The 25,467-nt window shown below is 61.3% G+C and carries 23 protein-coding genes; 6 read left to right on the forward strand and 17 right to left on the reverse strand.

Annotated elements, in window-relative coordinates:
• Positions 1-44: 44 nt before the first annotated feature.
• The 11 genes from HBO09_RS03180 to HBO09_RS03230 form a co-directional block, all read right to left on the reverse strand.
• On the reverse strand, positions 45-1,334 hold the full coding sequence (locus tag HBO09_RS03180; RefSeq protein WP_169992231.1) for an adenylosuccinate synthase: 1,290 nt from the start codon (positions 1,332-1,334) through the stop codon (positions 45-47).
• Positions 1,335-1,388: 54 nt separating this feature from the next.
• The gene (locus tag HBO09_RS03185; protein ID WP_169992229.1) at positions 1,389-2,576 is read right to left on the reverse strand and encodes an ATP phosphoribosyltransferase regulatory subunit; all 1,188 of its coding nucleotides are present in this window, start codon (positions 2,574-2,576) and stop codon (positions 1,389-1,391) included.
• A gap of 296 nt (positions 2,577-2,872) precedes the next feature.
• A complete protein-coding gene (gene hflC / locus HBO09_RS03190) occupies positions 2,873-3,739 on the reverse strand; it encodes a protease modulator HflC (RefSeq protein WP_010213607.1) in 867 nt (288 codons plus the stop codon).
• Positions 3,739-4,917 carry an FtsH protease activity modulator HflK gene (gene hflK, locus HBO09_RS03195; protein ID WP_169992227.1) on the reverse strand — a complete coding sequence of 393 codons (1,179 nt, stop codon included), beginning with the start codon at positions 4,915-4,917 and terminating at the stop codon, positions 3,739-3,741. The genes hflC and hflK overlap by 1 nt, the downstream gene beginning before the upstream one ends.
• A gap of 96 nt (positions 4,918-5,013) precedes the next feature.
• Complete coding sequence (gene hflX, locus HBO09_RS03200) at positions 5,014-6,315, reverse strand: ribosome rescue GTPase HflX (RefSeq protein ID WP_029299582.1); 1,302 nt, start codon at positions 6,313-6,315, stop codon at positions 5,014-5,016.
• Positions 6,316-6,327: 12 nt separating this feature from the next.
• Positions 6,328-6,588, reverse strand: a complete 261-nt coding sequence (gene hfq, locus HBO09_RS03205) for an RNA chaperone Hfq (RefSeq protein WP_010221594.1) — start codon at positions 6,586-6,588, stop codon at positions 6,328-6,330.
• Between the two features lie 95 nt (positions 6,589-6,683).
• Positions 6,684-7,655, reverse strand: coding sequence for a tRNA (adenosine(37)-N6)-dimethylallyltransferase MiaA (gene miaA / locus HBO09_RS03210; RefSeq protein ID WP_169992225.1), 972 nt, complete (start codon positions 7,653-7,655; stop codon positions 6,684-6,686).
• A complete protein-coding gene (mutL, locus tag HBO09_RS03215; protein WP_169992289.1) occupies positions 7,655-9,553 on the reverse strand; it encodes a DNA mismatch repair endonuclease MutL in 1,899 nt (632 codons plus the stop codon). The genes miaA and mutL overlap by 1 nt, the downstream gene beginning before the upstream one ends.
• A 14-nt stretch (positions 9,554-9,567) precedes the next feature.
• Complete coding sequence (locus HBO09_RS03220) at positions 9,568-10,989, reverse strand: N-acetylmuramoyl-L-alanine amidase (RefSeq protein WP_169992286.1); 1,422 nt, start codon at positions 10,987-10,989, stop codon at positions 9,568-9,570.
• A gap of 17 nt (positions 10,990-11,006) precedes the next feature.
• Complete coding sequence (gene tsaE, locus HBO09_RS03225; RefSeq protein ID WP_169992223.1) at positions 11,007-11,474, reverse strand: tRNA (adenosine(37)-N6)-threonylcarbamoyltransferase complex ATPase subunit type 1 TsaE; 468 nt, start codon at positions 11,472-11,474, stop codon at positions 11,007-11,009.
• Complete coding sequence (locus HBO09_RS03230; RefSeq protein ID WP_169992221.1) at positions 11,462-12,322, reverse strand: NAD(P)H-hydrate dehydratase; 861 nt, start codon at positions 12,320-12,322, stop codon at positions 11,462-11,464. Before HBO09_RS03230 ends, tsaE begins: the two co-directional genes overlap by 13 nt.
• A gap of 63 nt (positions 12,323-12,385) precedes the next feature.
• On the opposite strand from HBO09_RS03230, the gene queG reads away from it, so the two are divergent.
• Positions 12,386-13,465 carry a tRNA epoxyqueuosine(34) reductase QueG gene (gene queG, locus HBO09_RS03235; RefSeq protein WP_029299568.1) on the forward strand — a complete coding sequence of 360 codons (1,080 nt, stop codon included), beginning with the start codon at positions 12,386-12,388 and terminating at the stop codon, positions 13,463-13,465.
• Here queG and HBO09_RS03240 read toward each other — a convergent pair.
• Positions 13,447-14,061 (reverse strand): trimeric intracellular cation channel family protein, encoded by a 615-nt coding sequence (locus HBO09_RS03240; RefSeq protein WP_169851492.1) that lies wholly within the window; start codon positions 14,059-14,061, stop codon positions 13,447-13,449. The genes queG and HBO09_RS03240 overlap by 19 nt on opposite strands.
• Positions 14,062-14,265: 204 nt before the next feature.
• Positions 14,266-14,808, reverse strand: a complete 543-nt coding sequence (gene orn, locus HBO09_RS03245; protein WP_010213620.1) for an oligoribonuclease — start codon at positions 14,806-14,808, stop codon at positions 14,266-14,268.
• A gap of 108 nt (positions 14,809-14,916) precedes the next feature.
• Here orn and rsgA point away from each other — a divergent pair, with 108 nt between their 5' ends.
• Positions 14,917-15,948, forward strand: coding sequence for a small ribosomal subunit biogenesis GTPase RsgA (rsgA, locus tag HBO09_RS03250; protein ID WP_169992219.1), 1,032 nt, complete (start codon positions 14,917-14,919; stop codon positions 15,946-15,948).
• 149 nt (positions 15,949-16,097) lie between these two features.
• On the opposite strand, the gene motB is transcribed toward rsgA, so the two are convergent.
• Both motB and motA read right to left on the reverse strand, forming a co-directional pair.
• Positions 16,098-17,120 (reverse strand): flagellar motor protein MotB, encoded by a 1,023-nt coding sequence (motB, locus tag HBO09_RS03255; protein ID WP_169992216.1) that lies wholly within the window; start codon positions 17,118-17,120, stop codon positions 16,098-16,100.
• Positions 17,121-17,123: 3 nt separating this feature from the next.
• Complete coding sequence (gene motA / locus HBO09_RS03260; protein WP_169992214.1) at positions 17,124-17,975, reverse strand: flagellar motor stator protein MotA; 852 nt, start codon at positions 17,973-17,975, stop codon at positions 17,124-17,126.
• 166 nt (positions 17,976-18,141) lie between these two features.
• Here motA and HBO09_RS03265 point away from each other — a divergent pair, with 166 nt between their 5' ends.
• Genes HBO09_RS03265 through asd form a run of 3 tightly spaced genes read left to right on the forward strand, consistent with a single transcriptional unit; the run spans position 18,142 to position 21,428 of the window.
• A complete protein-coding gene (locus HBO09_RS03265; protein WP_169992212.1) occupies positions 18,142-19,677 on the forward strand; it encodes an HDOD domain-containing protein in 1,536 nt (511 codons plus the stop codon).
• Positions 19,678-19,735: 58 nt separating this feature from the next.
• Positions 19,736-20,551 carry a rhodanese-like domain-containing protein gene (locus tag HBO09_RS03270; RefSeq protein ID WP_169992210.1) on the forward strand — a complete coding sequence of 272 codons (816 nt, stop codon included), beginning with the start codon at positions 19,736-19,738 and terminating at the stop codon, positions 20,549-20,551.
• Positions 20,552-20,567: 16 nt separating this feature from the next.
• Entirely contained in the window at positions 20,568-21,428 is an 861-nt protein-coding gene (gene asd, locus HBO09_RS03275) for an archaetidylserine decarboxylase (protein ID WP_104911461.1), read from the forward strand.
• A 133-nt stretch (positions 21,429-21,561) separates the two neighbouring features.
• Here the strand turns inward: asd and serB are convergent, their stop codons facing one another.
• Positions 21,562-22,773, reverse strand: coding sequence for a phosphoserine phosphatase SerB (gene serB / locus HBO09_RS03280; protein WP_169877657.1), 1,212 nt, complete (start codon positions 22,771-22,773; stop codon positions 21,562-21,564).
• Positions 22,774-22,906: 133 nt separating this feature from the next.
• Between serB and HBO09_RS03285 the strand changes: the two genes are divergently transcribed.
• Positions 22,907-24,439, forward strand: a complete 1,533-nt coding sequence (locus tag HBO09_RS03285; RefSeq protein WP_169992208.1) for an AhpA/YtjB family protein — start codon at positions 22,907-22,909, stop codon at positions 24,437-24,439.
• 175 nt (positions 24,440-24,614) lie between these two features.
• Here HBO09_RS03285 and HBO09_RS03290 read toward each other — a convergent pair whose 3' ends face one another.
• A complete protein-coding gene (locus HBO09_RS03290) occupies positions 24,615-25,322 on the reverse strand; it encodes an ABC-type transport auxiliary lipoprotein family protein (RefSeq protein WP_057444497.1) in 708 nt (235 codons plus the stop codon).
• Positions 25,323-25,467 lie beyond the last annotated feature (145 nt).

A 25,467-nucleotide genomic window follows, 5' to 3' on the forward strand; every position in this document is an offset into this window, starting at 1 on the left:
AAGGGCCCCCGAAGGGACCCTTTGCTTTTTACATCAACAGCTTATTAAGCGAACGGATGACGCAGGACGATGGTCTCGTTGCGGTCCGGGCCCGTCGAAATAATGTCGATCGGCGCGCCGATCAGCTCTTCAACACGCTTGATGTAGGCACGGGCGTTAGCTGGCAGTTCTTCCAGGGTCTTGGCACCCACGGTCGATTCGGTCCAACCCGGCACTTCTTCGTACACCGGCTGCAGGCCCACGTAGCTGTCAGCGTCAGTCGGGGCAACATCGTTACCTTCTGCGTCTTTGTAGCCGACGCAGATGTTGATGGTTTCCAGACCGTCGAGCACGTCCAGCTTGGTCAGGCAGATGCCCGAGATGCTGTTCACATCGATAGCGCGACGCAGGATAACGGCGTCGAACCAGCCGCAACGACGAGCACGACCGGTAGTCGCGCCGAATTCGTGGCCCTGTTTGGCCAGGTGCGCACCGACGTCGTCGAACAGCTCAGTCGGGAACGGACCCGAACCTACGCGAGTGGTGTAGGCCTTGGTGATGCCCAGGATGTAATCCAGGAACATCGGGCCAACACCCGAACCGGTCGCCACGCCACCAGCGGTGGTGTTGGAGCTGGTCACGTACGGGTAGGTACCGTGGTCGATGTCCAGCAACGAGCCCTGGGCACCTTCGAACATGATGTCTTTGCCGGCGCGACGCAGGTCGTGCAGCTCGGCAGTCACGTCCAGCATCAGCGGCTTGAGCAGTTCAGCGTACTCTTTGCACTCAGCCAGGGTCTTGTCGAACTCAATGGCCGGCTCTTTGTAGTAACCGACCAGCATGAAGTTGTGGTAATCCACCAGTTCACGCAGCTTGTCTTCAAAGCGCGGCATGTTGAGCAAGTCGCCCACACGCAGGCCACGACGCGCAACCTTGTCTTCGTAGGCCGGGCCGATGCCGCGACCGGTAGTACCGATCTTCAGCTCGCCACGGGCCTTTTCACGGGCCTGGTCCAGCGCAACGTGGAAGGACAGGATCAGCGGGCAGGACGGGCTGATACGCAGGCGCTCGCGCACCGGTACGCCTTTCTCTTCCAGCTTGGTGATCTCGCGCAGCAGGGCGTCAGGTGCAACCACCACGCCATTGCCGATCAGGCACTGCACGCCTTCGCGCAGGACGCCCGACGGGATCAGGTGCAAGACGGTTTTTTCGCCATCGATGACCAGGGTGTGGCCAGCGTTGTGGCCACCTTGGTAGCGCACTACGGCGGCAGCATGTTCGGTCAGCAGATCAACGATCTTGCCTTTGCCCTCATCACCCCATTGGGTGCCCAGGACTACGACATTCTTACCCATAACACTTGTCCTCATTCGCGCAAACTTGGTGCCGGCGTTGGCCGGCAGGAAAACTCAAGAAGCCAGTGGCGATACTTGCCAAAGCCCGTTCTGCTGAATCAATTGCCGGTCGCAGTCCGCTTCACGGGCGGCGGCCAATGGCTGCCCAGGCAAGGCCTGGACGACACGCTGACCCTCGCTGCGCAACTGGCAGACCTGCTGCCAGAGTGCCGCGTCCGTACTGTCTGGCATCCAGATACCGCCAGACGGTAGCTCGACTTCAGCACGCCCCAGGGTCACCAGGGTTTTCAAATCGGTAGAAAAGCCAGTCGCCGGACGGGCACGACCGAAGTCGGCGCCGATATCGTCATAACGACCGCCCTGGGCGATGGCTTGGCCAACACCCGGCACAAACACGGCGAACACCACACCGGTGTGGTAGTGGTAGCCGCGCAACTCACCCAGGTCAAAATACAAAGGCAGCTGCGGGAAGCGCGCCGACAACTGCTCGGCAATCGCCAGCACGTCATCCAGGGCCGCCAATACCGGAGCCGGAGCCTTGGCCAGGCGATCACGGGCGGCGGTCAGCACTTCCCGACCACCACACAGCCCCACCAGCGCACGCAGCATGTCAGCCAGATCGGCAGGCACACCTTCGGTCAGGGCGATCACTTCATCGATAGCCTTGCGCTGCAGAGCATCGAACAACTGTTGCTCAACTTCGCCGGACAAGCCAGCCGCACGGGCCAGGCCACGGTAGATACCGACATGCCCCAGGTCCATGTGCACATCCGGCACGTCAGCCAACTGCAACATCGCCAGCATCAGGCTGATGACTTCGACGTCGCTGCTCGGGCTGGCATCGCCGTACAACTCGGCGCCCAACTGGATCGGGCTACGGGAAGATGACAAGGCGCGCGGTTGCGCATGCAGCACGCTGCCGGCGTAGCACAGGCGGCTCGGCCCTTCACGGCGCAAGGTATGCGCATCGATGCGCGCCACTTGCGGCGTGATGTCGGCACGAAAGCCCATTTGCCGGCCCGATTGCGGGTCGATGACCTTGAAGGTGCGCAGATCCAAGTCCTGGCCCGCGCCGGTCAGCAGGGATTCCAGGTACTCGATATGGGGAGTCACGACAAACTCGTAACCCCAGCTCTGGAACAGATCCAACACCTGGCGACGCGCGATTTCGATACGCGCAGCCTCTGGTGGCAGTACTTCTTCGATGCCATCTGGCAGCAGCCAGCGGTCTACCGTTGCCATTACGCCATTCCCCTATGACCCGGCCTGCCCATGGGCGAGCCTTGAGTGAAGCAGAAAATACCCGGCCCCTGCATAAACCACGCGCAAGAGCGACGTGACGAATGGCCTGTAACGGGCCTCGTCGGGCACTTTCCTCGAAAAACCTGTCACGCCTGCAGCGCACAACAACAATCAAACATGCAGACGCAAAAAAGCCGGGAATTTCCCGGCTGCCGCATCATACACCCGTTTTCCGAAAGGATCACCCCGCCGAACGTTTTAGCCGCCCGACGGAGTGCATCCAGCCAGTCAGCGGGTTACTTGGACTTTTCCAGGTAGCGGAAGAAATCGCTACTTGGGTCCAGCACCATGACATCGGTTTTGTTCGCGAAGCTTTCACGGTAGGCACGCAGGCTACGGTAGAACGCGTAGAACTCCTGGTCCTGGCCGTAAGCCTTGGCGTAGATCGCCGCGGCTTGAGCATCACCATCACCGCGAGCCTCTTCAGACTCACGATAGGCTTCCGCCAACAGTACGCGACGCTGACGGTCGGCATCCGCACGGATACCCTCAGCCAGTTCGTTACCCTTGGCGCGGTGCTCACGAGCCTCACGCTCACGCTCGGTGCTCATACGCTCGAACACGCTGCGGTTCACTTCCTTGGGCAGGTCAATGGCCTTGACCCGAACATCGACCACTTCGATACCCAGCTCTTTTTCCGCCATGGTGTTCAACGAACGCGTGATGTCAGCCATCAGCGCATCACGTTCACCCGATACCACCTCGTGCAGGGTGCGTTTACCAAACTGGTCACGCAGGCCCGATTCCAGACGACGGGACAAACGCTCGTCGGCAATCTGCTTGAGGCCGGAAGTCGCAGTGTAGAAGCGCTCGGCATCCTTGACGCGCCACTTGGCGTAGGCGTCAACCATCACGGCTTTCTTTTCCAGGGTCAGGAAACGCTGCGTCGGTGCATCCAGAGTCATCAGGCGGGCGTCGAACTTGCGCACCTGGTTGACGTAGGGGACTTTCACATGCAGGCCCGGCTGGACATCCGCCTGGACCACACGCCCGAATTGCAGCAACACCGCACGCTCGGTCTGAGCCACGATGTAGAAGCAGTTCCAGGCAGCGATGACCACGACGACACCCACAATCAGGGCGGTCAGCGATTTATTGCTCATCAACGACTCTCCCTGGAACGTGTTTGCTGTTGCTGCAAGTCAGCGGCCGCACGGGCGCTCGCTTCGTTGGCAGCGGCAGTCGAACTGGCAGAAGACGAAGTGTTACCAGCGCTACGACCACCTTCGATCATCTTGTCCAGCGGCAGGTACAGCAGGTTGTTCTGCCCACCCTTGTTGCCGGTCACGAGAACCTTGCTGGTGTTGGTGAAGACTTCCTGCATGGTGTCCAGGTACAGACGCTCGCGGGTGACTTCCGGTGCCTTGCGGTACTCGGCCACCAGCTTGGTGAAGCGGTCAGCCTCACCCTTGGCGCGGGACACGACTTCGTCGCGGTAACCGTTGGCATCTTCGATGATGCGCTGGGCCTGACCACGGGCTTCCGGCACGACGCCGTTGGCGTAGGTTTCAGCCTGGTTGCGCGAACGCTGCTCGTCTTCACGGGCGCGGATCACGTCATCGAAGGCTTCCTGCACTTCACGCGGTGCCGCTGCGCTCTGTACGTTGACCTGGGTAACGGTGATACCGGTGCGATAAGTATCGAGGAACCGTTGCAGGCGCTCCTTGATCTCGCTGGCCATCAGTTCACGGCCTTCGGTCAGCACCTGGTCCATCGCAGTGGAACCCACTACGTGGCGCAGGGCGCTTTCGGTCGCATGCTGCAAGCTGATTTCCGGCTGGTCGACGTTAAGCACGAAGTCCTGCAGGTTGCTGATCTTGTACTGCACGGTCAGCGGCACTTCGACGATGTTCTCGTCTTCGGTCAGCATCTGGCCCTGCTTGGTGTAGGCACGCTCACGCGTGACGTTCTCCATGTACTTCTTGTCGATCGGCGGGAAGTAGATGTTCAGGCCTGGACCGACAGTCTCGTAGTACTTGCCGAAGCGCAGCACCACGGCTTGCTCCTGCTCGTCGACCACATAGACAGCGCTGTACAGCCAGACAGCCGCCAGCGCCACGAGACCGAGGCCAAGCAGGCCGTAGCCGCCGCCCTTGCCTGTGCGAGCGCCGTCGTCACCACCACGTTTTTTTCCACCACCGAACAACCCATTCAGGCTTTCCTGCAGCTTTCGGAAGGCCTCGTCGAGATCTGGTGGCCCCTTGCGGTCGCCATTATTGCGGCGTTTACCACCCCAAGGATCCTGATTATTCGAGTTGCCACCCGGCTCATTCCAAGCCATAGCGCTCTCCATCTGATAAAGCAAAGACGCACCCACGGCGCGCCGACCAATGCTACAGAATGCCTGCCACAGCGGCACAACCGCTTTCTCAGGCTTTTATTGCAAAGTGTGTTGTTCGAGGAACTCCGTCGGTACCACACCCTCCCGGCTCACCAGCCGATTGAGTTCCGAACGAGGCAAACGAACAGCCAGCAGGCTGACACCTTCTTCGTCGTGTTCTTCTTTCTGTACGGCGCCCAACTCAAAAAATTGAGCACGCAGTCGAGCAAAACGTTGCGGCAAGCGCAAGGTGCCGACGAACAAATCGCCACCGAGCAACTCGGCAATCGCCTGTTCGAGCAGCTCCAGACCACTGCCATCGCGCGCCGAGAGCCAGACCCGTTGGGGCCTGCCGTTTTCGTCGCGCTGGATTTGCGGCTCTACACCCTCAAGCAAATCGAGTTTGTTATAGACCTCGAGGATCGGCAAGTCCTGGGCACCAATCTCGCCCAGTACCACCATGACCTGTTCGATCTGCAACATCCGGTCTGGCTCGGCCGCATCGATTACGTGCAGCAGCAGGTCGGAGTTGCTCGACTCTTCGAGCGTAGACCGGAATGCCTCGACCAGCTTGTGGGGCAAGTGGCGAATGAAGCCCACGGTGTCGGCCAGCACAATCGGCCCCAGGTCGTCGAGTTCCAGACGGCGCAAGGTCGGATCGAGGGTGGCGAACAGTTGGTCCGCCGCGTACACATCCGACTTGGTCACGTTGTTGAACAGCGTGGATTTGCCGGCGTTGGTATAGCCCACCAGGGACACGGTAGGGATATCCGCACGTGTACGACCACGGCGCGATTGCTCACGCTGGCTGCGTACTTTTTCCAGGCGGCCCTTGATCTGGCGCAGGCGAACCCGCAGCAGGCGTCGGTCGGTTTCAAGCTGGGTTTCACCCGGGCCACGCATGCCGATACCGCCACCCTGACGCTCAAGGTGAGTCCAGCCGCGAACCAGGCGGGTGCTCATGTGGTCAAGCTGGGCCAGTTCGACCTGGAGCTTGCCTTCATGGGTACGGGCGCGCTGGGCGAAAATATCGAGAATCAGACCGGTGCGGTCAATCACGCGACACTCGAAGACACGTTCGAGGTTACGTTCCTGACTGGGCGTGAGGATGTGATTGAAGATCACCAGATCGGCTTCTTCGGCATGGACCAGGTCGCGCAGTTCCTCGACCTTGCCGCTGCCAATCAGAAATTTGGCGGTTGGCCGATGACGCGGCACGTTAAAAAACGCAACGGTCTCGGCGCCGGCCGAATTTGCCAGCTCCTGAAACTCCTGCGGATCTTCGCGCGCCTCAGGGTCCTGTCCATCCAAGTGAACGAGGATTACTCGCTCACCACCACCGTGGCGCTCAAAGAACAAAGGAGACTCCTATCAGGCGTTACCTGGCTCAGCGTCACCCTGTTCGGATTCGGTTGCGCTAGGCAGACGAATTGGACGAACCGGCACTACTGTCGAGATAGCGTGTTTGTAGACCATCTGGCTGACGGTGTTTTTCAGCAGGATAACGAACTGGTCAAAAGACTCGATCGTACCTTGCAGCTTGATGCCGTTGACCAGATAGATGGAAACCCCAACTTTCTCTTTACGTAAAGTATTCAAGTAAGGGTCTTGTAGCGAATGCCCTTTTGACATGTGCCGCACTCCTTTAAGGATCAATAATAAAAAATCGGAAAAATAGATAGTTTGTAACCGTCACACCCCCAAGGATAGACGGCAATTGCAAGGACTCAGCTCAATATGGAGACCGTTCCCAAGTATTTCAAGGCGCGTGACAGATTGTCGCAATCCAGACTGTCCAGCCAATGCAAGTCAGTCCAGCTGCGCAGCCAAGTGAACTGGCGCTTTGCCAATTGGCGCGTGGCAATAATGCCGCGCTCCTGCATTTCGGCTGACGTCAGCTTGCCATCCAGATGATCCCAGACTTGGCGGTAGCCTACAGCACGTATCGAAGGCAATCCTGGATGCAGATCACCTCTTGAACGCAGTGCTACGACCTCCTCTACGAACCCCTGTTCCAACATAATTGTGAATCTTTGTGCAATTCGCTCATGCAGCACCTGGCGATTCGCCGGAGCGATAGCCAGATTTGCGACAGTATAGGGCAATTGTCCCGCTCCAGAGGTGCCTGCATCAGTACTTTGCGCAGATTGTCTGAGGCGGTGGGCTGTCATGGTCTGGCCACTCACGCGCCAGACTTCCAGCGCCCGACTCAGGCGCTGAGGGTCGTTGGGATGAATGCGCGCGGCAGATACCGGGTCAATCGCCGCCAATTGCTCGTGAAGGGCCTGCCAGCCAAGGCGTGCAGCCTCTTCTTCGATTTCGGCGCGCACCTGAGGATCAGCGGGCGGCATGTCTGCCAGGCCTTCCTGCAGCGCCTTGTAATAGAGCATCGTGCCGCCCACCAGCAGCGGGATATTACCCCGCGCGGTGATCTCAGCCATGGCGGCGAGGGCATCGGTACGAAAATCCGCTGCCGAATAGCTTTGGGATGGATCGATAATGTCGATCAGACGATGGGGATGGGCGGCCAACAGTTCTTTGGACGGTTTGGCAGTGCCGATATCCATACCCCGGTACACCAGGGCCGAATCGACACTGATCAATTCGCAGGGCAGGACCTTGGTCAGCTCGATAGCCAGGTCGGTCTTGCCGGCGGCCGTCGGGCCCATCAGGAAGATGGCGGGAGGTAGAGAGCTCATCAACGGCCGCGCAGGAATAGTTTGTCCAGATCATCCAGGCCCATTTGGGTCCAGGTCGGTCGGCCGTGGTTGCACTGGCCGCTGCGCTCGGTGTTTTCCATATCCCGCAGCAAGCCGTTCATTTCCGGCAGGGCCAGGCGCCGATTGGCGCGGATCGCACCGTGGCAGGCCATGGTGCCGAGCAGTTCGTTGATATGCGCCTGGATCCGGTCACTGGTGCCGTATTCCATCAAGTCCGCCAGCACATCGGCCACCAAGCGATTGGCCTCGGCCTGCTTGAGCAAAGCGGGAATCTGCCGGATGGCCAGGGTTTCCGGGCCCAGGCGCTGCAATTCAAAGCCCAGTTTCTGGAACACCGCGTGGTGCTCCTCGGCGCAATCGGCTTCACGCTGACTGACCGCCAGGGACTCTGGCACCAGCAGTGGCTGGCCGCTCAGGCCTTCGCTGGCCATGGCGATCTTCAGGCGTTCGTACATGATCCGTTCGTGGGCGGCGTGCATGTCCACCAGCACCAGGCCGTGGGCGTTTTCCGCGAGGATATAGATGCCCTTGAGCTGGGCTAGGGCATAACCCAGGGGTGGAACATCCCCGCCACCTTCCGGCAGGGCAACTGCGCCCGGCTCAGCACCGGGCAGCGGCGCAAAAAATTCGCGATAGGCCGCCTGGGCCTCGGCCACCGGTACCGCCGATTGCGGTCGCGGGGTGTATTGATATTGATAGCCCGCACCGGCACCGGAACCCGCTGCCGGGTAACTTGGCTGGGCTGGTGGCGATTGCAGCAGGTTGGCCGCCAGGCTCATTTCGCCCTGAGGCCCGAATTCACCAGCCTCCGGCCCTGTCGGGCGGACAATGGCGGTGACAATCGGCGCGGCCAGTTGATCATCCGGGCGCACATCGCCCAGGGCACGGTGCAAGGTGCCATAAAGGAAGTCGTGGACCATACGCCCGTCACGGAAACGCACCTCGTGCTTGGTCGGGTGCACGTTGACGTCAACGACCGCCGGGTCCACTTCAAAAAACAGCACGAAGGTCGGATGCCGGCCATTGAACAGCACGTCGCGATAGGCTTGGCGTACCGCATGGGCCACCAGCTTGTCGCGCACCGCACGGCCATTCACAAAGAAATACTGCAAGTCCGCCTGGCTGCGGGAGAACGTTGGCAGGCCCACCCAGCCCCACAAATGCAGGCCATTGCGCTCGATTTCAATCGGCAGCGCCTGCTCCAGGAAGCCCGCGCCACAGATCGCCGATACGCGTCGCGCGCGCGCAGCATCGTCGTTGGCCTCGTGCAGGCTGAGGATGGTCTTGCCGTTGTGGCGCAGATGGAACGCCACATCGAAACGGGCCAGAGCCAGGCGCTTGATGACTTCTTGCAGGTGATCGAATTCGGTTTTTTCGGCCTTGAGGAATTTGCGCCGCGCCGGGGTATTGAAGAACAGGTCGCGCACTTCCACCGAGGTGCCCACCGGATGGGCCGCCGGCTGGACCCGGGGGGCCATGTCGCGGCCTTCGGTCTCTACCTGCCAGGCCTGTTCGGCGCCACGGGTGCGGGAAGTCAGGGTCAGGCGCGCCACGGAGCTGATCGACGCCAGCGCCTCACCACGAAAGCCCAGGCTCATCACCCGCTCAAGGTCTTCCAGGTCACGGATCTTGCTGGTGGCATGTCGCGCCAGGGCCAGCGGCAGGTCATCGGAGGAAATCCCGCTGCCATCGTCGCGCACCCGCAGCAACTTGACCCCGCCCTGCTCCACATCCACGTCAATGCGCTTGGCACCGGAATCGAGGCTGTTCTCCAACAGTTCCTTGATCACCGAGGCCGGGCGCTCGACCACTTCGCCGGCAGCGATCTGGTTGGCCAGTCGCGGGCTGAGCAGTTCGATGCGCGAGGCGCTGTTCAATACCGATTCACTCATTACTGTGCTGCCAATTCAGTGCCGGGGATGGTCAACACCTGGCCGACTTTCAATTCGTCCGTTTTCAGGCTATTGGCGCTGCGCAACGTAGCAGCCGACACCTGGAAGCGTACGGCCAGCATGGCCAGGGTGTCGCCGGGTTGCACCCGGTGATCGCGTGGGCCCTGGGCGATTTTCCCGGAATCACGCAGCCAGGCGATATAGGTGCCCGGTGGCGGGTTCTGCTGGAAGAACTGACGCACGCCGGAACTGATGGAGCGCGCCAGCGCCTGTTGGTGGCTGGCGGACGCCAGCTTGTTGGCTTCGTTGGCGTTGGAGATAAAACCGGTTTCGACCAGGATCGACGGAATATCCGGCGACTTAAGCACCATAAACCCGGCCTGCTCTACCCGCTGCTTATGCAACGGCGTGACGCGGCCCATGTTAGTCAGGACTTTCTGCCCGACGTTCAGGCTGGAGGTCAGCGAGGCGGTCATCGACAGATCCAGCAACACACCTGCGAGCATGCGGTCCTTGTCATCCAGGGACACGTTGCCAGCACCACCGATCAAGTCGGAGCGGTTTTCGCTATCGGCCAGCCAGCGGGCGGTCTCGGACGTGGCGCCGCGATCCGACAGGGCAAACACCGAGGCGCCAAAGGCGGCCTTCGACGGTGCGGCGTCGGCGTGGATCGAGACAAACAGGTCGGCGCCCTTCTTGCGGGCGATTTCGGTACGCCCACGCAATGGAATGAAGTAGTCACCCGTACGGGTCAATTCGGCGCGATAGCCTTTCATCCCATTGATCTGGCGCTGCAATTCCCGGGCAATGGCCAAGACCACGTCTTTTTCGTGTTGGCCACGGGAGCCGGAGGCGCCGGGGTCTTCACCGCCGTGGCCGGCGTCGATCACCACGATCACATCACGCTTGCCCGCTGGCGCTGGCGGCAGGGGTGGCAACTTGATCTGGGGCTGCGCAGGATTGACCGGCACGGCGGGCGTCGTGGCAACCGCAGGTGCGGGCGCAGGGGCTGGCGCTGCGTCGGCCGGGTTGTCAAACAGGTCGACCACCAGGCGGTTGCCATACTGGGCATTCGGCGCGAGGGAAAAACTCTTGGGCGTGACGACCTTCTTCAGGTCGATGACCACCCGCAGGTCGGTCGGCGTGCGCTGGGCCGAGCGCATCGCGGTAATCGGCGTATTGGCGGTGGAGACCTTCAACGGCGCGGCCAGGGTCGCGCCGTTGATATCGATCACCAGGCGATCAGGCGCCGTCAGGGTAAAGACACTGTGCTGGACCGGGCCAGACAGGTCGAACACCAGTCGCGTGTTATCCGGCGCTCGCCACAGGCGCACACTTTTTACCTGTGAAGCGGCCAGAGCATTGACAGTCATTGCCGCAAGCAACACCCCCACGACAGCAACCAACGCGCGAAAGCGCATACCTAACCCACCCATTATTAGAATTCCAAATCCAAAGCGGCACACCAGGACTCACTGCGCGCGCTCTGGGACAACAATTTCAACTGACGCCCATTGTCATGCGGGGTAATGGTAATGGTCAGGTCAGGCTTTGGCAAAAAGCCTGTGCCCTTGTCCGGCCACTCGATCAGGCATAACGCTTCGCCATCGAAGTAATCGCGGATGCCCATGTACTCCAATTCCTCAGGATCCACCAGGCGATACAGGTCGAAATGAAACGCGCGTATATCACCTATTTCGTAAGGCTCTACCAGGGTGAACGTCGGACTTTTCACCGCACCGGTATGCCCAAGCCCACGGATGATGCCGCGCGACAGCGTGGTTTTACCGGCCCCCAGGTCACCCTGTAGAAAAATCAGACCAATGCCTTTAGTGATTTCAGCAATGCGCTTACCAAAAGCCACCATGGCCTCTTCATCCGCAATAATCAGCGTTACTTCAGACACGGTGACTGCTCCTCCAACAACTGACGAATGGCGGGAATCAAGTCGCTGGCAGCCAAGCCGCGACCAAAGCTGCCCTGGCGATCGCCCGCCGTGGCATGCAACCACACCGCCAGGCTGGCGGCCTCGAACGCCGGCATGCCCTGGGCCAGCAGCGCGCCGATCAGGCCGGCGAGCACATCACCCAGGCCTGCCGAAGCCATGGCCGGATGCCCCTGATCACAACGCGCCACCCGCCCATCCGGGCTGGCGATCAGGCTGCCAGCACCCTTGAGCACCGTGACGGCATTGAATTTCTGGCTCAGCGCGCGCGCCACCTTAAGCCGGTCGGCCTGAACCTCGGCTGTAGAGATCCCCATCAGCCGCGCCGCTTCACCCGGGTGCGGAGTGATCACGCAATCGGCCGGCAGAGCGACATGGCCTGCGGCCAGCAGGTTCAGTGCGTCAGCATCCCAGACCTGGGGTTGCCGGGCATTGGCGGCCACCGACAGCAGGCTTTTGCCCCAGGCCATGTCGCCCAGGCCAGGACCAATGACGATCACAGAGACTTTTTCCAGCAAGGCCATCAACTGATTGGCCGAATGCACGCCCCGCGCCATGACTTCCGGCAAGCGGGTCAGGGCTGCCGGGACATGTTCGCTGCGGGTCGCCAGGGACACCAGGCCAGCCCCACTGCGCAGCGCGCTCTCGGCACTCAGCAGCGACGCACCGCCAAAGCCATGGTCGCCGCCAATGACCAGGACATGGCCAAACTGGCCCTTGTGGGCCGCTGGGGAACGCGCAGCCAGTTGCGGCAAATGGCCAGGCAACAGGGGCTGAACGTCGGTTATTTCGTGTTTTGTCTGCGGCATGCGTCTTCAAGCTCCGATGTCTGGCAGAATTATACGCATCTAACCTGCGGTTTCTCTCGTCTCATGCCTGCTATTACCACCGATCTGCCCGCCCTCGCCCAATCGATCAAAGACTGGGGCCGCGAGCTGGGCTTTCAACAAGTCGGCATCAGCGGCCTGGACCTGGCCGAGCATGAACAGCACCTGCAGCGCTGGCTCGACGCGGGCTATCACGGCGAGATGGACTACATGGGCGCCCATGGCAGCAAGCGCTCGCACCCGGACGAGTTGGTACCCGGCACTTTGCGCGTGGTGTCCCTGCGCATGGATTACCTGCCCGGCGACACGCAAATGGCGCAACTGCTGGCCCAACCCGAAAAAGCCTACATCTCCCGTTACGCCCTGGGCCGCGACTACCACAAGCTGATCCGCAAGCGCGTGCAGCAACTGGCCGACCGCATCCAGGCACAGATCGGCCCGTTTGGCTTTCGCGCCTTTGTCGACAGCGCCCCGGTGCTGGAAAAAGCCATCGCCGAAAAGGCCGGCCTGGGCTGGATCGGCAAAAACACTCTGGTCCTCAACCGCAAGGCCGGCAGTTACTTCTTCCTCAGCGAACTGTTTGTCGACCTGCCGCTGCCTATCGACCCGCCCCACAGCACCGAACATTGCGGCCGCTGCACCGCTTGCCTGGATATCTGCCCGACCAATGCGTTCGTCGGGCCCTATGTGCTCGACGCCCGGCGCTGTATCTCCTACCTGACCATTGAGCTTAAAAGTGCGATCCCCGAAGACCTGCGGCCATTGATTGGCAACCGCGTGTTCGGCTGTGATGACTGTCAGATCGTTTGCCCGTGGAATCGTTTCGCCCGGCCTTCAGGAGAAAGCGATTTCAAGCCACGCCACAATCTGGATAACGCCGAACTGGCCGAGTTATTTATGTGGGATGAGGATAAATTCCTCAGCAGCACCGAAGGCTCGCCGCTGCGCCGCGCCGGTTACGAGCGCTGGCTACGCAACCTGGCCGTGGGCCTGGGGAATGCGCCCTCCAGCATTCCGGTGCTCGAAGCGTTGAAGGCGCGCCGGGATTACCCCTCTGAACTGGTCCGCGAACATGTGGAATGGGCGCTGAACCAGCACGCGATCCGTCAGTGCTCGTCGTTGTAGACGAACTTGGGCATTTCCCAATGAAAGCGGATCGCCAGCAGGCGTAACAGAAAACCGCTGAACAGGGTGAGCAGGATAGCTTGCTCACTGGGCAGTTCGAGGTAGATGCACAGCATGTAGCACCAGGCCGCGAGGAACGACACGCTGGCATACAGTTCGCGGCGGAAGATCAGCGGAATGTCGTTGCAGAATATATCCCGCAGGATGCCGCCGAACACCCCGGTAATCACGCCGCTGACCGAGGCCACCAGCATGCCGTGGCCCATTTCCAGAGCCGTCATGCAGCCGATCAAGGTGAAGGCCACCAGGCCGACGGCGTCCAGCGCCAAAAACAACGAGCGCAAATGGCGCATCAGTGGCGCGATAAAGATCGTCACCAAGGCCGCAACCGAAGTCAGTACCAGATATTCCGGGTGTTTGACCCAGGTCAGCGGGTAGTGGCCCAGCAGCACATCACGCACCGAACCGCCGCCAAGGGCTGTGACGCACGCGATCAGCACCACGCCAAACCAATCCATGCCGCGCCGACCGGCGGACAAGGCACCGGTCATGGCTTCGGCGGTGATGGCAATGAGGTAGAGCATCAACAGCATGATGGCGATCCTTGCAAGAATATTGTGCAGAGCTGGCGTGTTGTGGCGAGCGGGCTTGCCCCGCGCTGGGCTGCGTAGCAGCCCCGATAGTGGGCGATGATATCCGACCGAAGGGTTGCAGTGGCTGAATTAGGGCCACTGCGCGCCCCAGCGGGGGCAAGCCCGCTCGCCACGACATACCCACAACAAACCTGCCAAACGGTAGGATCAGGCCTTGATGAAATGCTTGCGGTAATGCTGCAGCTCGGCAATCGACTCGCGGATATCGTCCAGGGCCAGGTGGGTGCTGCCCTTATGGAAGCTGTCCTTGACCTCTGGCGCCCAGCGCGCAGCCAGCTCTTTCAAGGTCGACACATCAAGGTTGCGGTAGTGGAAGTAGCTTTCCAGCGCCTTCATATGGGTATAGAGGAAGCGGCGGTCCTGGCAGATGCTGTTGCCACAGATTGGCGACTTGCCCTTGGGCACCCATTTTTCCAGGAAGGCAATCGTTTCAGCCTCAGCCTCGGCCATGCTGATGCGGCTGTCGCGCACGCGCTGGGTCAGCCCCGAGTTGCCGTGGGTGCGGGTGTTCCATTCGTCCATAGTGGCCAACACCGCGTCGCTATGGTGGATAGCGATCACCGGACCTTCGGCCAAGGTGTTGAGGTTGCTGTCGGTGACAATGGTCGCCATCTCGATGATGACGTCGGTGTCAGGGTTCAGACCGGTCATTTCCAGATCGATCCAAATCAGGTTCTGTGGGTTTTGCATGTTGTAGTTCCTTGGCACCTTGGCGTAGCTGCGCAGTTTAGCAGGCGGCGGCGTGCTAGACTCGCGACCGTTTTACCCAACCTTTTGCATTATCGACACGGAACACCAATGGCCAAACGCCAGCTCAACCGCCGCCAAAACTGGCGCATCGAAAAAATCCAGGGTGAACGCGCTGCCCGCGCCGCCAAACGTGAGTCCTCTGCCGTGGAAGCGCTAGAGGGCGGCGATCTGGGCCCCGAACAAACGGGCCTGGTGATCGCACACTTTGGGGTGCAGGTCGAAGTCGAAGCCCTGGAAGGCGAACTGGCCGGCGCAGTGTTCCGCTGCCACCTGCGCGCCAACCTGCCCGCGCTGGTAACCGGCGACAAGGTGGTCTGGCGTGCCGGCAACCAGGGTATCGGGGTGATCGTCGCGCAACTGCCGCGCACCACCGAACTGCGTCGCCCCGACAGCCGCGGCCAACTCAAGCCGGTAGCGGCCAACGTCGACATGATTGTCATCGTCTTCGCCCCGCTGCCCGAGCCCCACGCCAACCTGATCGACCGCTACCTGGTGGCTGCCGAACACGCCGGCATCCGCCCGCTGCTGCTGTTGAACAAATTCGACTTGATCGACGAACACAACGCGCCAGCGCTGAATGCGCTGCTCGCGGTTTACCGGCATCTGGGTTACCCGGTACTGGAAGTCTCGGCGCACCATGGCAATGGCATGGAACAGCTGCAACAGCAGTTGGACGGGCGCATCAGCGTGTTCGTCGGCCAGTCGGGCGTGGGCAAGTCGTCGCTGGTCAACAGCCTGTTGCCGGAAGTCGAGACCCGCGTCGGCCCGCTGTCGGAGTTGTCTGGCCAGGGCACGCACACCACCACCACCGCTCGCCTGTTTCACTTCCCGGGCGGCGGCGAGTTGATCGACTCACCGGGCATCCGTGAATTCGGCCTGGGCCACGTCAGCCGCAGCGATGTAGAGGCCGGTTTCATCGAGTTCAACGACTTGATCGGCACCTGCCGCTTCCGCGACTGCAAGCACGATCGCGAGCCAGGCTGCGCCTTGCTCAAGGCCTTGGAAGATGGCCGCGTGCAGCAGCAGCGGATGAACAGCTATCGCTCGATCATCGCCAGCTTGCCAGAGAGCAGCTATTAAGCTGTAGGCACACGCTTATGTAGGAGCGAGCTTGTGTGGGAGCGGGCTTGCTCGCGAAAGCGGTGGGTCAGCCAACCTCAATGTTTACTGGGCCGACGTCTTCGCGAGCAAGCCCGCTCCCACACAAGCCCGCTCCGACACAAAGCGCATCAGCTACCGGCTGGGGCTTCTCCCGGAGCCTTCACCCCGCCCTCATCAAACAGATTCAGCTTCTGGCGCAACTCATGGGCCGGCAACGGCTGCTGCTCTGGCGGCAGGGCGTTCGGGTCCACCGGCACTTCACCCGGTGCGCCATCGCCCTGGGTCGGTACCGGCGGTGTGGCGCCCTGTTCACCTTCAATGGCGCGCTGGGCCTTTTTGGTCAGCACCACAATATCAATGCGCCGGTTGATCGGGTTGAACGGGTCCTTCACATCAAACAGCTGCGATGACGCAAAACCCACCACGCGCGCTACCTGGGTATCCGGATAACTGCCGGCCACCAGGGCACGGCGCGCAGCGTTGGCGCGGTTGGCAGACAGCTCCCAGTTGCCGAAATCACCCAGGCCCGAATACGGCTTGGCATCGGTGTGGCCGCTGACGCTGATCTTGTTCGGCACCGCCTTGATGGTGTCGGCCATGGCCAGCAGGATGTCTTCGAAGTAAGGCTTCAGGCGCGCACTGCCAGAATCGAACATCGGTCGGTTGGCCGCATCCATGATCTGGATACGCAAGCCGTCCGGAGTGATCTCGAAGTGGATCTGATCCTTGAATTTCTGCAGTTGCGGATTCTCGTCAACCTTGTTCTGCAGTTCTTGCAGCAACAATTCCAGGCGTTCCTGCTCGACCTGTTCGGCCATGCTTTCGACGGTCTGGCGTTCAATCGGGATGTTTTCCTGGGGCGCTTCGGTCTGCACTTCCGGGTTGATGGTGCGCTCGGGAGCCAACTCTGGCGAACCACCGAGGTCGATCACAAACGGCGTGCCACTCTCGGAGAAGCCGATGGGATCCTTGAAATAACCGGCAATGGCGATCTTCTGTTCCGGCGTCGCGGTGGACATCAGCCACAGCACCAGGAAGAACGCCATCATCGCCGTCGCAAAGTCGGCAAACGCAATTTTCCAGGCGCCGCCGTGGTGCCCGGCAGCGAAGCGCTTGACGCGCTTGATGATGATTGGCTGGTTGTTTTCCATGGCTTAGCGACCGCGAACTGCTTGTTCCAGCTCGGCAAAGCTCGGACGATGCTTCGGATACAACACTTTGCGCCCGAACTCCACGGCCAGGGACGGCGGCATGCCGGAAGCGGATGCCACCAGCGACGCTTTGATGGCTTCGTAGATATTCAGCTCTTCCTTGGCATCGTGGGCCAGGGAGGTGGCCAGCGGACCAAAGAAACCATACGCCGCGAGAATACCGAAGAAGGTCCCCACCAACGCTGCACCCACGTGCATGCCGATCGCGGCCTGGTCGCCTTCGCCCAGGGACGCCATGGTCACCACGATACCCAGTACTGCCGCGACAATACCGAAGCCGGGCATGCCGTCGGCGATGCCGGTCACGGCGTGGGATGGGTGTTCGAGTTCTTCCTTGAGGCTGAACAGCTCCATGTCGAACAAGCCTTCCAGCTCGTGCGGGGCCATGTTGCCGGAGGACATGATGCGCAGGTAGTCGCAGATGTAGGCCGTCATGCGCTCGTCTTTGAGCACGGCCGGGTACTTGGCGAAGATCGGGCTGGCCGCAGCGTCCTCGATATCACCCTCGATAGCCATCATGCCTTCACGGCGGCTCTTGTTGAGGATCTCGTAGACCAGGCCCAGCACTTCCAGGTAGAAGGTGTGGGAAAAGCGCGAGCTGAACATGCCCAGCGACTTTTTGACCACGTGCATCGTCATGTAGCCGGGGTTAGCCTGCAGGAAAGCGCCAAACGCCGCACCGCCGATGATCAGCACTTCGAAGGGCTGGATCAGCGCAGCAATTTTACCGTGGGACAGAACGTATCCGCCGAGCACGCTTGCGATGACGACGATGATGCCGATAATTTTAGCCATAGGGGATGAGTACTTGCGCCGTCGGGTTCATGGACATATTCGGAAGATCTAAAAACTCTTCTTCTACTTATCGGCAAAACTGCGCCAGACTATAGCCCGTTAAGGCGAAAAGCCAGTTCGGCCCGCTCCGGGCGTGTTGACCGCAAGTGATGATCGCGCCCCAATCATGGCAAACGAAACGACAGTCCCAACAACAAAACCCAACTCTCTGGCTGGCTGGATAAAGCGCCTGGACGAGGTTCACCTGCCCGTCCCGCAAGCGAGCCACATGGCCGTGTGCAAGGCCATCGGCGACAGCCGCCGTTCGTTGCGAGATATTGCAGAGCTGATGCAAGACAGCCCGGCACTGGTCCTGAGCGTCATGCGCGAAGCCAACAACCAGGCCCACGGCAGCCTGGCAGAACCTGCGGAAAACCTTGAAGTGGCGATCAACCGCCTCGGCCTCAAGCGCACCGAAGAATTGCTCGCGCGCCTGCCGTCAGTGCCACTCAATGAAATCCCCGTGGCCCTGCGCCAACTGCAACTGATCAGCCAACATGCCTCGCAGCAAGCCAGCGGCCTGTTCGCCAGCCGCCTGGCGCGGCTTTGGCAGGATATCCATTGGGGCAGCCTGCTGTTTCTTTCGCCGCTGTGGCCGATGGCCGTGGCCTACCCCAAGCTCCTGGAAGAATGGGAACTGCGGGTGATTCACAAGGGCCAGTCGGCACGCAAGGTCGAGCAGGAACTGTTTGGCGTGCGCCTGCTGGAGCTGTGCCTGGGGCTGACCGAGGCCTGGCGCCTGCCGATCTGGGTGTCCCAGGGCTACCAACTGCTGCTCAAGGAACAACGCTTGCTGGTCAAGGCCCTGCACATCGCCCGCGATGAAGTGCCGTTGAGCCAACAGCAAAAACTCGATGACGACCCTGCCTTGCGCCGCTGGCTGAACCAGCCGGCCAACACCGTGCTACTGGCCAATGGCATGGCACTGGCGGCGCAAGAGTCCTGGACCTGCCCGCACACCCAGCGCTGGCAGTACCTTACCGCGCTGTACCTGCAGCAACCGCTGCCTGATGTGCAGCAGCAAGTGCACCAACAGGCCGCCACCAGCGCCCGCCATACCCTGACCGCTGGTCTCTGGCATCCGGCGTTGGCGCTGATCTGGCCGTGGCACGTGCAGCGTGTGCATCGCGGCCTGCTGCCAGCACCGCCACCCACAGCCGAAGCCCTGGCAATCTGGCGCAAGCGTTGCAGCGAGTTGTTGGTGGAGCCGAGTCGCTTCGCCAACGCCATGCACTTGACCACCTGCGCCAAGGAGGCCCTGGTGGCCAGCGGCATGCAGCGCGTCATGCTGCTGATGGCCGACAAGGCCCTGGCCACGTTGCGCGTGCATCAGGTCGACGGCCTGCCCAAGGACGCCGCCAACCTGAGCCTTGAGACCGCACAAAGCACGCTGCTGCAACGCCTGCTGGAGAAGTCTGCGCAGGTGCGCCTGACCCCGGACAATCACGCACAATTCGCGGCGCTGCTACCTGCCTCAGTGCGACGCCTGTTCGTGGGCGAGCACCTGCTGTTGCGCTCCCTGAGCTGTAATGGCCGGGTGGTGATGCTGATGATTGCCGACCAGGGTGGCGGGCCGTTCTCCGAAACCACCGTGCAGGCCTTCGGCAAAACCGCCCAATGCATCGAGAAAGCCCTGCACTGCTTTACCAACCGCACCACCTGATGCTTGCGTTACAATCGCCCTCTTTTATCGCCCAAACCTAGTGCCCGGGAGACCTCACATGCCTGACTTTTCTGGCTTGCCGCTGGTGATCGAGCCCAGCGATCTGCTGGATCACCTCGCCGCCGAGCAGTTGATTCTGGTGGACCTCACCAGCGCCGCACGTTACGCCCAAGGGCATATCCCCGGCGCGCACTTCGTTGATCCCAAGCGCACCCAACTGGGCCAGCCACCCGCACCGGGGCTGCTGCCGGCCAAGGCCGACCTGGAAAAGCTGTTCGGCGAACTTGGCCACACCCCGGACGCCACCTACGTGGTGTACGACGACGAAGGCGGCGGCTGGGCCGGGCGGTTCATCTGGTTGCTCGACGTGATCGGCCACAAGAAATATCACTACCTCGATGGCGGCCTGCTGGCTTGGCTGGATGAACAGCACCCGGTGTCCACCGAGGTCGCCGCCGCCGTTGCAGGGCCGGTCAGCCTGACCCTGCACGACGAACCCACCGCCACCCGCGAGTACCTGCAAAGCCGCCTCGGCGCGGCCGACCTGTGCATCTGGGATGCCCGTGGCCCGCTGGAGTACTCCGGCGAAAAAGTCCTCGCTGCCAAAGGCGGGCATATTCCCGGCGCGGTGAACTTCGAGTGGACTGCCGGCATGGACAAGGCGCGCAACCTGCGGATCCGCCGCGACATGCCGCAGATCCTCGAAGGCCTGGGCCTGACCAAAGACAAAGAAATCATTACCCACTGCCAGACTCACCACCGTTCTGGCTTCACCTACCTGGTGGCCAAGGCGCTCGGTTATCCGCGAGTCAAAGGTTATGCCGGTTCCTGGGGCGAATGGGGCAACCACCCCGACACCCCCGTCGAGATTTAAGGTTTAAGGACAGTTCATGAAAAAGCGTTTGTTTATCCTCAGCCAGTACCTGCTGCCCCATCACCTGCTGTCGCGCCTGGCCGGCTGCATTGCCGAGTGCCGCGTGCGCTGGTTCAAGAATGCCTTCACCACCTGGTTCGCCAAGCGTTACCAAGTGGATATGTCCCAGGCACTGGTGGAAGACGTGACCGCTTACGAGCACTTCAACGCCTTCTTCACCCGCGCCTTGAAAGACGGCGCGCGCCCACTGGACCCGACCCCGGGCGCGGTGTTGAGCCCGGCAGACGGTGCGGTCAGCCAGCTCGGCCCGATCGAGCATGGCCGTGTATTCCAGGCCAAGGGCCACAGTTTCAGCGTGCTGGAATTGCTCGGTGGCGACGCCGCCGTTGCTGCGCCATTTATGGGCGGTGACTTTGCCACCATCTACCTGTCGCCGAAGGACTACCATCGCGTGCACATGCCATTGGCCGGCACCCTGCGGGAAATGGTCTACGTGCCTGGGCGGATTTTCTCGGTCAACCAGACCACCGCCGAAAACGTGCCGGAGTTGTTTGCGCGCAATGAGCGAGTTGTCTGCCTGTTCGATACCGAACGCGGTCCGATGGCCGTGGTATTGGTTGGCGCGATGATTGTGGCGTCGATCGAGACCGTATGGGCGGGCCTGGTGACGCCGCCGAAACGCGAGCTGAAAACCTTCCGCTACGACGAAGCCGCCCGTGCGCCGATCCACCTGGAAAAAGGTGCGGAACTGGGGCGCTTCAAGCTGGGTTCGACGGCTATCGTGCTGTTTGGCCCAGGCCAGGTGCAGTGGGCGCAAGAGCTGGCGGCAGGCACCCCGGTGCAGATGGGCCAGGGTATCGCGCTGCCAAAAGCCTGATCCGAATACAGCGAAAATCAAATGTGGGAGCGGGTTTGCTCGCGAAAGCGGTGTGACAGTAGACACCTTAGTTGACTGACACACCGCCTTCGCGAGCAAGCCCGCTCCCACATTTTTGACCGCGTTCCTGTCGTTATTGGCCGTCGCGGTCGCGAAAGCCCAACAGATACAGGACACCGTCCAAGCCCAAGGTCGAAATCGCCTGCTTGGCCGATTGCTTGACCAACGGCTTGGCACGGAACGCCACGCCCAACCCGGCGATAGCCAGCATCGGCAAGTCGTTGGCACCGTCGCCGACCGCAATGGTCTGCTCCAGACGCAAACCTTCCTTGTGCGCCAACTCCTTGAGCAAGTCAGCTTTGCGTTGCGCGTCGACAATCGGCTCGACCGCCACGCCCGTCACCTTGCCATCCACCACTTCCAGCTCGTTGGCGAACACATAGTCGATGCCCAGCTTGGCCTGCAATTGCTTGGCGAAGTAGGTAAAGCCGCCCGACAGAATCGCCGTCTTGTAGCCCAGGCGCTTGAGTTCGGCGAACAGGGTCTCGGCACCTTCGGTCAAGCGCAGCGAGGCGCCGATGGAATCCAGCACGCTAACGTCCAGGCCCTTGAGCAGCGCCAGGCGCTCCTTGAAGCTGGCGCGAAAGTCCAACTCACCCGCCATGGCGCGCTCGGTGATCGCGGAAACTTGCTCGCCAACGCCCGCAGCCTTGGCCAACTCGTCGATGACCTCGGCTTCGATCAGGGTCGAGTCCATGTCGAATACCGCCAGGCGGCGATTGCGACGGAACAGCGAGTCTTCCTGGAAGGCGATATCGACGTTCAACTCTTGGGCGACGCTGAGGAACTCGGCGCGCAAGGCCTGCGGATCGGCCGGCTCACCGCGCACCGAAAATTCGATACAGCCCTTGCCCTGGTCCGCCGGCATGTCCAGCGGCATGCGGCCCGACAGACGGTCGATATGATCGATGTTCAGACCATATTGCGCGGTGATCGAACTGACCCGCTGCAATTGTTCGGCGGTCACCCGGCGCGTCAACAGCGTGACGATATGGCGTTTTTTGCCTTGGCCGGCCACCCAATGCTGGTAATCCTCTTCGGAAACCGGGGTGAAACGTACCTGCTGATCCAGCTTATAGGCAGTAAACAGGATGTCCTTGAGCACGGACGAGGCCTGCTCAGTGCTCGGGATCTCGACCAGGATGCCGAACGACAGGGTGTCGTGGATCACGGCCTGGCCGATGTCGAGAATGGTCACACCACCCTGGGCGAGCACACCAGTAATGGCTGCGGTAAGACCCGGACGGTCCTCACCTGTGATGTTAATCAGGACAATTTCGCGCAAAGCGCACCCCCGGGCTGGAAAAAAACCGCATTCTACCCACTTTCAGTGACCATCGGGCACAGCCAGCGCTTTGCCGGTCTTGGGCCTGTCGCTATACTGCGCGTCAACTTCACGGACCAAGAGCCGAGCGCAAGTGAACCGGCCCACGCCAGTAAAAACCGATAATTTCTTCCTGCTGATCTTCCGGGCACTGCGCCACCGCCGTGTACCGATCGCATTACGCATTGCCAGCCATAACGTGATCCTGGTCGCCTTGGCCCTGGTGATCTATGCCTGCGTGATGGGGCTGCAGTTCAAACAGGCCATGCACGAGCAAGCCGACGCCCTGGGCGAAAGCTTGACGACCCAGACCGCAACGTCGGCGACCGAACTGTTGGTGTCCAATGACATCCTCAGTCTCAACGTGCTGCTCAACAACCTGACCAAGAACCCGCTGGTGGCCCACGCCGCTATCTACAGCGTGGACAACCGGATCATGGCCGAAGCCGGGCAACGCCCGAAAAACGGCCTGCTGGGTGAGGCCGAAGGCCTGTACCAGAGCAATATCACGTTTCAGGATGTGAAGGCCGGCCAATTGCGCATCAGCCTGGACATGCAACAGTTCCAGCAGCCGATGACCATCAGCCTGCAAAGCATGGGCATCCTCAGCGCGATCCTGCTGGCTCTGGCTCTGGCCTTGAGCCTGCGCCTGGGCCGGCATATCTCCACGCCCCTGATGCAACTGCGTATCTGGCTGCGCGATATCGACGAACATACCCCGGCCACCGACCGCCAGGATGAGATCGGCGACCTTGCCCGCCAGTTGCACACAAGCTTCGCCCCGGAACCGGCGGTGCAGCAGGTCGAGCCTGAACCGGAGTTTGACGACGCCGATTACGACGACGAACCCGAGTTTGCGGTGCGCAACCTGCGTGACCCGAGCTTCGACGAGTCGGCGCCGGTGGTGGGCCTCAAGCCAGTACCGCGCACGGCCATCAAGGCCGACGAAGACAGCCTGGACGATGACGACCCGTTTGCCGACTTGCGCGACGACTCAACGCCTGCACCGTTGCCGACACCAAAACCTGCCGTCTCCCAGAACACCCAGCCACAGCACAGCGCCGTACTGGCCGTGCAACTGGGCGCCCAGGAGCAATTGCGCCGCCTGCCCCGCGCCCGCCTGACCGAGTTGCTGGAACGCTACCGCGACTGCCTCGACCAGGCGGCTTCGCTGTACCAGAGCGAGCTGCACACCCTCAATGATGGCAGCACGCTGATGCTGTTCCACAGCGAAGACAGTGGCGAAGACTACCTGACCAATGCCATCTGCTGCGGTGAGCTGCTGCGCGCCCTGGGCCACGCGTTGCAAATTGAAGTCGCTGACAGCGGCATCACCCTGCAACTGCAACTGGGCCTGACCTTGGGCGACGACCTGTATGGCATGAGCCAGATCGATCTGCTGCTGACCGAAAACGCCCAGGACGCCCTGGCCTTGTCGCAACACAGCCGCAACCTGCTGCTGGTGGAGCGCAAGATCAGCGACGACGCACTGATCCGCCAACGCGCGCGTATCCGCCCGATTGCCAGCCCGGAAGGCGCGTGCTGTGTCGAGCGGTTGATGGAGCCTTATCCGTCGATGCTGGAGCGCCAGTTGGCGCGGATGCATGAGACCCGCAACAAGGGTTGAATCATCCCCCCAATAAAAAGCCCACCCTTGATCACTCAAGGGTGGGCTTTTTATTGGCTCTGTGTAGGAGCGAGCTTGCTCGCGAAGATCGTCAACGTTAACGCGCTTATCCTGAATGAGCGCGGCGCCCTTGAGGTTTTCGCGAGCAAGCTCGCTCCTACAGGGGGCATTTACCTCAGAAGCGGAACACTTCCATATCCGTACGAATCGGCGAAGCCATCGGGATCTTCGGCTTTTCCGGGGCCGCCGGCTTGGCGGGGGCCGGGGCCTGTTTGCGCGGGGCCTCGGCAATCGGTGGCTGGTTGGCCAGCGGCTTGAGGGCTACCGACAGCTGTTCTGCCAAACGCTGCAACAACACACCCTGGGCCTGGACCTGGGAGGCCGTGCTGCCCGCATGCTGTTCCTGCAGATGCACGATGCGGTTGTCCCGCACCTGGCCGCGGCGGTCGATCAGGCGCCATTGCGCATCGAGGATGGCCGGCTGCGAAGCTCCGGAGTCCAGGCGCGTGATGGTCAACAATACCTGCACATCGGGCGTAAAGCTGGTGGGCGCCGGCGACAGCACCACACGCTGGCTGTCCAGATGACCGGCCACCTGGCGCAGCATCAATTGGTTGATATCCGACGACAAGCTACCGGCCCAACGGCCGTCGATGGAGCCTTGCAGGCTGCCATCGTCCTGGCGTTGCAGCAGGGTTTCACGCTGCAGGTAATCGGCAACCACTACCGGCCCGAGCAAGACCGCCATGCCAGCACTTTGCGCTGGCTGCGCCGGATTTCCGCTATCCAGCTGGTACAGCGACACCGGTTGGTGCGTAGTGCAACCCGCCAACCCCAAAAGGCCAGCGAGCATCAAAAATAAAGGAAGGCGTGGAGCAGTCATCATCCCATCCAGGTGGCTGCCACAAGGCAAACCACAATGTAATACTAAAAATAACCTATACGCGCTCAGCCACGCCGGCGCTGGAAAGGCCATATCATCCGTGAATATGCGCCATGACTCCAGCGCGAAAGCGCCGATCTACGCG

The sequence above is a fragment of the Pseudomonas sp. WS 5027 genome, assembly GCF_012985695.1.
In the GTDB taxonomy this organism is placed as follows: domain Bacteria; phylum Pseudomonadota; class Gammaproteobacteria; order Pseudomonadales; family Pseudomonadaceae; genus Aquipseudomonas; species Aquipseudomonas hygromyciniae.

Excerpts from the sequence above, each read along its gene's own strand:
- rsgA (WP_169992219.1), top strand. The coding sequence starts at position 14,917 with ATGGCCAAACGCCAGCTCAACCGCCGCCAAAACTGGCGCATCGAAAAA.
- motB (WP_169992216.1), bottom strand. The coding sequence starts at position 17,120 with ATGGAAAACAACCAGCCAATCATCATCAAGCGCGTCAAGCGCTTCGCT.
- HBO09_RS03270 (WP_169992210.1), top strand. The coding sequence starts at position 19,736 with ATGCCTGACTTTTCTGGCTTGCCGCTGGTGATCGAGCCCAGCGATCTG.
- miaA (WP_169992225.1), bottom strand. The coding sequence starts at position 7,655 with ATGAGCTCTCTACCTCCCGCCATCTTCCTGATGGGCCCGACGGCCGCC.
- motA (WP_169992214.1), bottom strand. The coding sequence starts at position 17,975 with ATGGCTAAAATTATCGGCATCATCGTCGTCATCGCAAGCGTGCTCGGC.
- HBO09_RS03180 (WP_169992231.1), bottom strand. The coding sequence starts at position 1,334 with ATGGGTAAGAATGTCGTAGTCCTGGGCACCCAATGGGGTGATGAGGGC.
- orn (WP_010213620.1), bottom strand. The coding sequence starts at position 14,808 with ATGCAAAACCCACAGAACCTGATTTGGATCGATCTGGAAATGACCGGT.
- HBO09_RS03290 (WP_057444497.1), bottom strand. The coding sequence starts at position 25,322 with ATGACTGCTCCACGCCTTCCTTTATTTTTGATGCTCGCTGGCCTTTTG.
- HBO09_RS03265 (WP_169992212.1), top strand. The coding sequence starts at position 18,142 with ATGGCAAACGAAACGACAGTCCCAACAACAAAACCCAACTCTCTGGCT.
- HBO09_RS03220 (WP_169992286.1), bottom strand. The coding sequence starts at position 10,989 with ATGCGCTTTCGCGCGTTGGTTGCTGTCGTGGGGGTGTTGCTTGCGGCA.
- asd (WP_104911461.1), top strand. The coding sequence starts at position 20,568 with ATGAAAAAGCGTTTGTTTATCCTCAGCCAGTACCTGCTGCCCCATCAC.
- HBO09_RS03230 (WP_169992221.1), bottom strand. The coding sequence starts at position 12,322 with ATGCCGCAGACAAAACACGAAATAACCGACGTTCAGCCCCTGTTGCCT.
- queG (WP_029299568.1), top strand. The coding sequence starts at position 12,386 with ATGCCTGCTATTACCACCGATCTGCCCGCCCTCGCCCAATCGATCAAA.
- HBO09_RS03185 (WP_169992229.1), bottom strand. The coding sequence starts at position 2,576 with ATGGCAACGGTAGACCGCTGGCTGCTGCCAGATGGCATCGAAGAAGTA.
- hfq (WP_010221594.1), bottom strand. The coding sequence starts at position 6,588 with ATGTCAAAAGGGCATTCGCTACAAGACCCTTACTTGAATACTTTACGT.
- hflK (WP_169992227.1), bottom strand. The coding sequence starts at position 4,917 with ATGGCTTGGAATGAGCCGGGTGGCAACTCGAATAATCAGGATCCTTGG.
- hflC (WP_010213607.1), bottom strand. The coding sequence starts at position 3,739 with ATGAGCAATAAATCGCTGACCGCCCTGATTGTGGGTGTCGTCGTGGTC.